9 protein-coding genes are annotated in these 4965 nt (G+C 60.6%); all 9 read left to right on the forward strand.

The window, feature by feature from the left end; translation table 11 throughout:
- The first annotated feature begins 218 nt into the window (after positions 1-218).
- Positions 219-887, forward strand: coding sequence for a S24 family peptidase (locus KH616_RS21220; RefSeq protein WP_292250529.1), 669 nt, complete (start codon positions 219-221; stop codon positions 885-887).
- A 13-nt stretch (positions 888-900) separates the two neighbouring features.
- The gene (locus tag KH616_RS21225) at positions 901-1635 is read left to right on the forward strand and encodes a hypothetical protein (RefSeq protein ID WP_292250531.1); all 735 of its coding nucleotides are present in this window, start codon (positions 901-903) and stop codon (positions 1633-1635) included.
- A 178-nt stretch (positions 1636-1813) separates the two neighbouring features.
- On the forward strand, positions 1814-2137 hold the full coding sequence (locus tag KH616_RS21230; RefSeq protein WP_292250533.1) for a hypothetical protein: 324 nt from the start codon (positions 1814-1816) through the stop codon (positions 2135-2137).
- A 700-nt stretch (positions 2138-2837) separates the two neighbouring features.
- Positions 2838-2990, forward strand: coding sequence for a hypothetical protein (locus KH616_RS21235; RefSeq protein ID WP_292250535.1), 153 nt, complete (start codon positions 2838-2840; stop codon positions 2988-2990).
- On the forward strand, positions 2987-3121 hold the full coding sequence (locus tag KH616_RS21240; RefSeq protein ID WP_292250537.1) for a hypothetical protein: 135 nt from the start codon (positions 2987-2989) through the stop codon (positions 3119-3121). The genes KH616_RS21235 and KH616_RS21240 overlap by 4 nt, the downstream gene beginning before the upstream one ends.
- On the forward strand, positions 3118-3333 hold the full coding sequence (locus KH616_RS21245) for a hypothetical protein (protein WP_292250539.1): 216 nt from the start codon (positions 3118-3120) through the stop codon (positions 3331-3333). The genes KH616_RS21240 and KH616_RS21245 overlap by 4 nt, the downstream gene beginning before the upstream one ends.
- A gap of 8 nt (positions 3334-3341) precedes the next feature.
- Positions 3342-3977 (forward strand): ribonuclease H-like domain-containing protein, encoded by a 636-nt coding sequence (locus KH616_RS21250; RefSeq protein ID WP_292250541.1) that lies wholly within the window; start codon positions 3342-3344, stop codon positions 3975-3977.
- An 11-nt stretch (positions 3978-3988) separates the two neighbouring features.
- Positions 3989-4201: a hypothetical protein gene (locus KH616_RS21255; protein ID WP_292250544.1), complete on the forward strand. Its 213-nt coding sequence runs from the start codon at positions 3989-3991 to the stop codon at positions 4199-4201.
- A 247-nt stretch (positions 4202-4448) separates the two neighbouring features.
- Positions 4449-4697, forward strand: coding sequence for a hypothetical protein (locus tag KH616_RS21260; RefSeq protein WP_292250546.1), 249 nt, complete (start codon positions 4449-4451; stop codon positions 4695-4697).
- The last annotated feature ends 268 nt before the right edge of the window (positions 4698-4965 follow it).

Here is a 4965-nt window from a genome sequence, read left to right on the forward strand (position 1 = left end):
GGCGCCAACGACTAGATCGGACTCGCGCTGCTCGAGCAATGGAGGCCATTGAGAAATGCGCGCGCGCGACAACCCGACGGCGCGACCAAGTTCCGCTCCGCTTCCGAAAATTGCGATTGCCTGCTGTTTAGTCAGTTGCATCTTCAATCCAGTGTATAGCGCACTAGACAAATCATATGTCAAGCTCACTGAACGCACAAGGGGTTAGTCTGCTATACATGAAAACACTGGCAGACCGCCTGCGCGCGGCCCTTGCGGAAGCCCGGATGAATCAGTCGGAACTCGCGCGGCGCGTTGGCGTGACGCGTGGGGCGGTTTCGTTTTGGCTGAATAGCGCTACCACAAATCTGGCGGGCGAGAACTTGCTAAAAGTGGCGTCTGTTCTATCTGTTTCTCCGAATTGGCTGGCTACTGGACGCGGCACCATGAAGCCGGCATCTTCGCAAGAGGTTCCCCTTCAGGGGAACCCAGAATATCCGGCGATCAGGCGAGTGAAGATCAAGATTTCAGCTGGCATTACCGGTTACGGTATTGAGCCATTCGAGGAAGATCACGCCCCGATCGTCTTTCACCGGAGCTGGTACGAAAACAACGGCTACGACCCAGACAAGCTGCTTGCCATCAAGGTAAGCGGCGCCAGCATGGAACCCGGACTTTATGACGGGGATTGGGTCGTCGTGAATACGGCCGATTCAACGCCACGCGATGGAATTGCATTCGCGCTCAGCTACGATGGGGAAGTCGTAGTCAAGCGGCTTTTCCGATCAGAGGAAACTTGGGTCGCGGCATCAGATAACCACGACAAGCGGATTTATCGTGACCGCCCATTGAATGGGGATACCTTCGTTATCGGGCGCATCGTTCACAAGCAAAGTGAGAGAATCTAAAATCGGGGGATTTATGCGATGGTCGATTTTGGCGGCAGGCGTCATTGCAGTATCGTTATCTGGATGCGCCGCATATAAGCAACAGCAAGCCGAGCGAGCGGCAGCTGAGCGCGCAGCTCGCCTCAAGCAGGCGGTCGATAATGCCACTCAGGAATGCACGGTGCTCTATTCGAATGCTGCAATTGATCCGATTCGCCCCCGGATTGCAATTCAGCACCTTGAGGATGCGACTCTGATCCAGATGTCGGATCAGGCTCGCGCATCCGCAGCAGATCTCCCCGCGATCGACGCATTTGAGACTGCGCGTCGGAAATGCGCCACGATATATCTCAGCGCCGCAATGAGCAATTTGCCTTCCGAGCACGTTCATGCACTGGAGCGCGCTCAATCGCGCGCATGGGATCTGTCTAAGGATCTATATGCGCGTCGAATTACTTTCGGCGAATTCAATACCGGTCGCGCGGAAGCGCAGCGCCAACTCAATGCCGATATGCTCGTGGCCGATGAGCGCCTCCGAGAGCGCGCCATCGAAATTCAGCGCCAGGCAGACGAGCGCGAACGCGAACGCCAATCGAGATCCCTCGCGATTCTGGGTGCCGTGGCCGCCGCCCGGCCATCGCCAACTCCAACGGTCCCATATGTGCCGATGCAGCTGCCAGCATATGCCCCGGTTCCCGCCGTCAGTAAGCCACTTACCATCACCAACTGCAATCAGTTTGGCTCAAACATAAACTGCACCACATACTAATCCTCCCTCGGCCAACATCGATCTAGCCCGCTTCGCGCGGGCTTTTTTGCGTCTGCACGACGCTCCCGACGTCTCCGCTTGAAATTTATGTATAGCATACTTGACATTCCGGCTTGCGAGTTGTTTAATTGCCTCAACGTCACGCAAGCCGTGACATCCCAGCAACCGCGAGGCAAACATGTCCGGCCCCACCCGCATCACATTCTTCATCGAACCGACCGAGCCGCGAGACTCGGAGCCCGTATTTCTCCAGCACGGAGACGACCAGCCCGTCGAGCGAGTCTGGTCGATCGACGGTGAATTACATGCCCTTAAAGGCATCCGATTTGATGGGGACTGTCAGTTCGAGATCCGCATCCTCTCCGGAATCGAGTCGCCTAAGCTTTTCCGCCTCGATCGTTACACGAAGTTCAGGGATGGCCTCGTACCCGCTACCGGAAGCCTCGCGGGTGACGACATAGACGCCAAGGGGGTCTCTGCCGCCGGCAACAACAACGGGTGAAACACCGTTTACATAGACGCGAACCCGAAAGCGATTTTTCTCCATGGGCGTTGCCTTGGATGGTTGAGGGATCAACAAGGTAGCACGCATGGGAAAGCCGGAGCGCCACGGATTTAGGCGTGACAGCCGGAGAGACGGCACTACGTCACCGCCCTGATGCGGTGACGCCCAGCAACCGCTGAGGCCAGTTCTTTGACAAGTTGGGGATTTGAGAGAGGGTGCGGCAAGGCGCTGTGCTGCGGGATGGTCACGCACCCCGCCTGCACCCGGGTTCGATGGACGGCCCGGCGATATTCTGCCGGGCCGCTTCATCAGGTCACGAGGATCGCAATCAGCGCGGTGAGTGCACGCAGGCACGCCGCCACGTCGATTTTGATCTCCGCCTTCACGGAAACTTTCATGGCTCATCACCGAGAAAGCTCGTGGCCACGAGCGTCGTAAGGCGCTCGTTCATTCGTAACCCGGCGTTGCTACCGGGGTGGTTCGCTGCCTAGGATGACGTGCCACTGCAGCAAGCAGCAAGCAAGAGTTGAGACGCATGCCGACTCTCTACCGGCGCATGCTTGCAGCTCACCTTGAGCAGCTTGCGAGGCCGCAACCGGGGTTCGCAGCCCCGGCACCGGAAGCATAGCAAACTGTTCGCGCCCTCTCTCCAGTCCCTCGCTTGTCACTGAGCCGGCCTCCCTTGCATCGAGGCAACATGCTCAAGATCGGATTTCCCCGTTTTCGCGGCCGGCGCGCGGCCGGCGCGCCGCGCGCCGACTGGCTGCCGCTCGCCGCCCTTGCGGCCCTCTATCTGCTCGCCGGCGCCATCGCGCCGCCGGTCGAGCGCCTCATGGGGCTTTGGGCATGAAGGCGCTCCTGATCCTGTGGGCGAAATCGTTCGCCGCCCTACTCGTCGCCATCCTAGTGCTCGCGCTCGCCCAGCAATGGGACGAAGCCGATACCGCGCGCGCACGTGCCGACATGCAGCGGAGCGCATGACCATGCCGGGTCCGCTTCCTATCACCGACGCCATGATCGCGCGCGAATTCCGCTTGCACCGCTGCAGCGGATCGGCCATCGACGGGATCACGAACCCGCTGATCCGTCGCTGCCTCTCGCTCGGCGCGGAAGCGCGCGCCGCCCGCGAAGCCGCCGCCGAACCCTCCACCCACCGCGATGCGAATTCCCGCGCCGCCAACGACAACGACTGAGGCACGACATGACCTTGTTCGAAAACTCTCTTATCTACGACATCGAGATCGCCAAGGCGATCTTGGGTCGCGGCGAAACCCGCGTCGAAGGAATCCAATACTGCGACGGGTGGAAGGACCACGCCGGCATGGGCATCAGCGTCATCGGCGCGTACGACTACGCCGAATCGCGCTATCGCGTGTTTTGCGCGGACAACTTTGCCGAATTCCTCGATCTGTGCGCGAAGCGCGCGCCGCTCGTCTCGTTCAACGGCATCGACTTCGACGACAAGGTGATCAACGCCACGCTCGATCCGTACGGCACGATGCCGGGCTCATTCCGGTACGACCTACTCGCGGAGATCTGGCGCGCCGCCGGCCTCTACCCGACGTTCGGCGGTAATTCACACACCGGCTACGGGCTCGACGCGACGTGCGAGGTCAACTTCGGCATCCGCAAGTCGGGCAGCGGCGCGCACGCGCCGATCGCCTGGCAGCAGGGCCGCGTCGGCGAGGTCATCGACTACTGCCTGAACGACATCCGTCTCACGAAGCGCCTGTTCGACCACGCCGTCGTGCTCGGTGAGCCGATCGTGCTCGCGAAGACCGGCGCGTCGGTGCGCCTGCGCACGATCGACCAGGTTGAGCACGCCTACCTTGGCTGAAGGGGAACGCGATGGCCCTCGTAACCGTGGACATAGACCTGCGCGACCTCGATACCGAAGACCTAGTCGACGAGCTCGAACGCCGCCGCAAGAACCCAGGGCCGAATGACGACGTCTCGATCAAGCAGATCTTCGAGGCGTTCTATGTCGGCAACGATAACGCGGCCCTCGACCTCACGAAGCGCTACATCCAGCACGCAACCGGCCGCGTGCTGCCGACGTAGCCGACCGATTTCCCCGTGGCCTGCCGCGTGCGTCCTCGTAGCGCGCGGCATTTTGGGGCGGATGTCTCGCCCCGCTTTTTCCACCGGCTTCAACGGTGGGTGCTCGGAGTGACGGGTGGGCGCCGTCACAAAACGCGAATGAGGCCTGCAGCCGCGCGCGGACACCGCTTCATGCCACCACGCTGCCTTATGCGAGCCGAGCACCCACCATTGAAGCCTCCAATCAGAGCTACTTGAAGGGTTGATCATGCAGAAGACGATGAAGAAGACTCCGGAAGCCGCCGCGGCCGAGCAAGAGCAAGTCTCGAAGTTGCGCGACGAGATCAAGGCTCTCTGCAACCGAGTGCCCCCCCAAGTTCTCGGCGGTAGCTACCAGACCGCCGTCGCATGGAAGAAAGCCGCGAGCGAGGCATATCGCCTCGCGACCTCGATCGCGCCGACCCCTCAAAAGCTCAACGATGCCAAGACTGCGATGCAGATCGCAGCGAGCACGTAACCACTCTCTCAGCCTCGCGCAAGCATTACGGCCCTCGGATAGCGCGACGCCATTTGGTGGGCGGCTTGTATAGCGCCCCGCTTTTTCGAATTCATCCAGGAGAAACCATGCAGCAGATCCAGATTCCCCCGCTCGCCGAAGGCGAGATCTACCTCGGCGGCTTCGTCGATGTGAATGGCGATGTAACGCACACGATCCTGCTGCCCGGCGAAAACGGCAGCGCGTCGTGGCAGGACCAGATGGAATGGGTGAGGAGGATGAATAATAT

This window comes from Burkholderia sp. (assembly GCF_018375725.1).
Taxonomy (GTDB): domain Bacteria; phylum Pseudomonadota; class Gammaproteobacteria; order Burkholderiales; family Burkholderiaceae; genus Burkholderia.

Bases quoted from the DNA above. Each gene is read 5' to 3' on its own strand.
- KH616_RS21255 (WP_292250544.1), top strand. From the start codon at position 3,989: ATGGCCCTCGTAACCGTGGACATAGACCTGCGCGACCTCGATACCGAA.
- KH616_RS21245 (WP_292250539.1), top strand. From the start codon at position 3,118: ATGACCATGCCGGGTCCGCTTCCTATCACCGACGCCATGATCGCGCGC.
- KH616_RS21225 (WP_292250531.1), top strand. From the start codon at position 901: ATGCGATGGTCGATTTTGGCGGCAGGCGTCATTGCAGTATCGTTATCT.
- KH616_RS21250 (WP_292250541.1), top strand. From the start codon at position 3,342: ATGACCTTGTTCGAAAACTCTCTTATCTACGACATCGAGATCGCCAAG.
- KH616_RS21240 (WP_292250537.1), top strand. From the start codon at position 2,987: ATGAAGGCGCTCCTGATCCTGTGGGCGAAATCGTTCGCCGCCCTACTC.
- KH616_RS21235 (WP_292250535.1), top strand. From the start codon at position 2,838: ATGCTCAAGATCGGATTTCCCCGTTTTCGCGGCCGGCGCGCGGCCGGC.
- KH616_RS21260 (WP_292250546.1), top strand. From the start codon at position 4,449: ATGCAGAAGACGATGAAGAAGACTCCGGAAGCCGCCGCGGCCGAGCAA.
- KH616_RS21220 (WP_292250529.1), top strand. From the start codon at position 219: ATGAAAACACTGGCAGACCGCCTGCGCGCGGCCCTTGCGGAAGCCCGG.
- KH616_RS21230 (WP_292250533.1), top strand. From the start codon at position 1,814: ATGTCCGGCCCCACCCGCATCACATTCTTCATCGAACCGACCGAGCCG.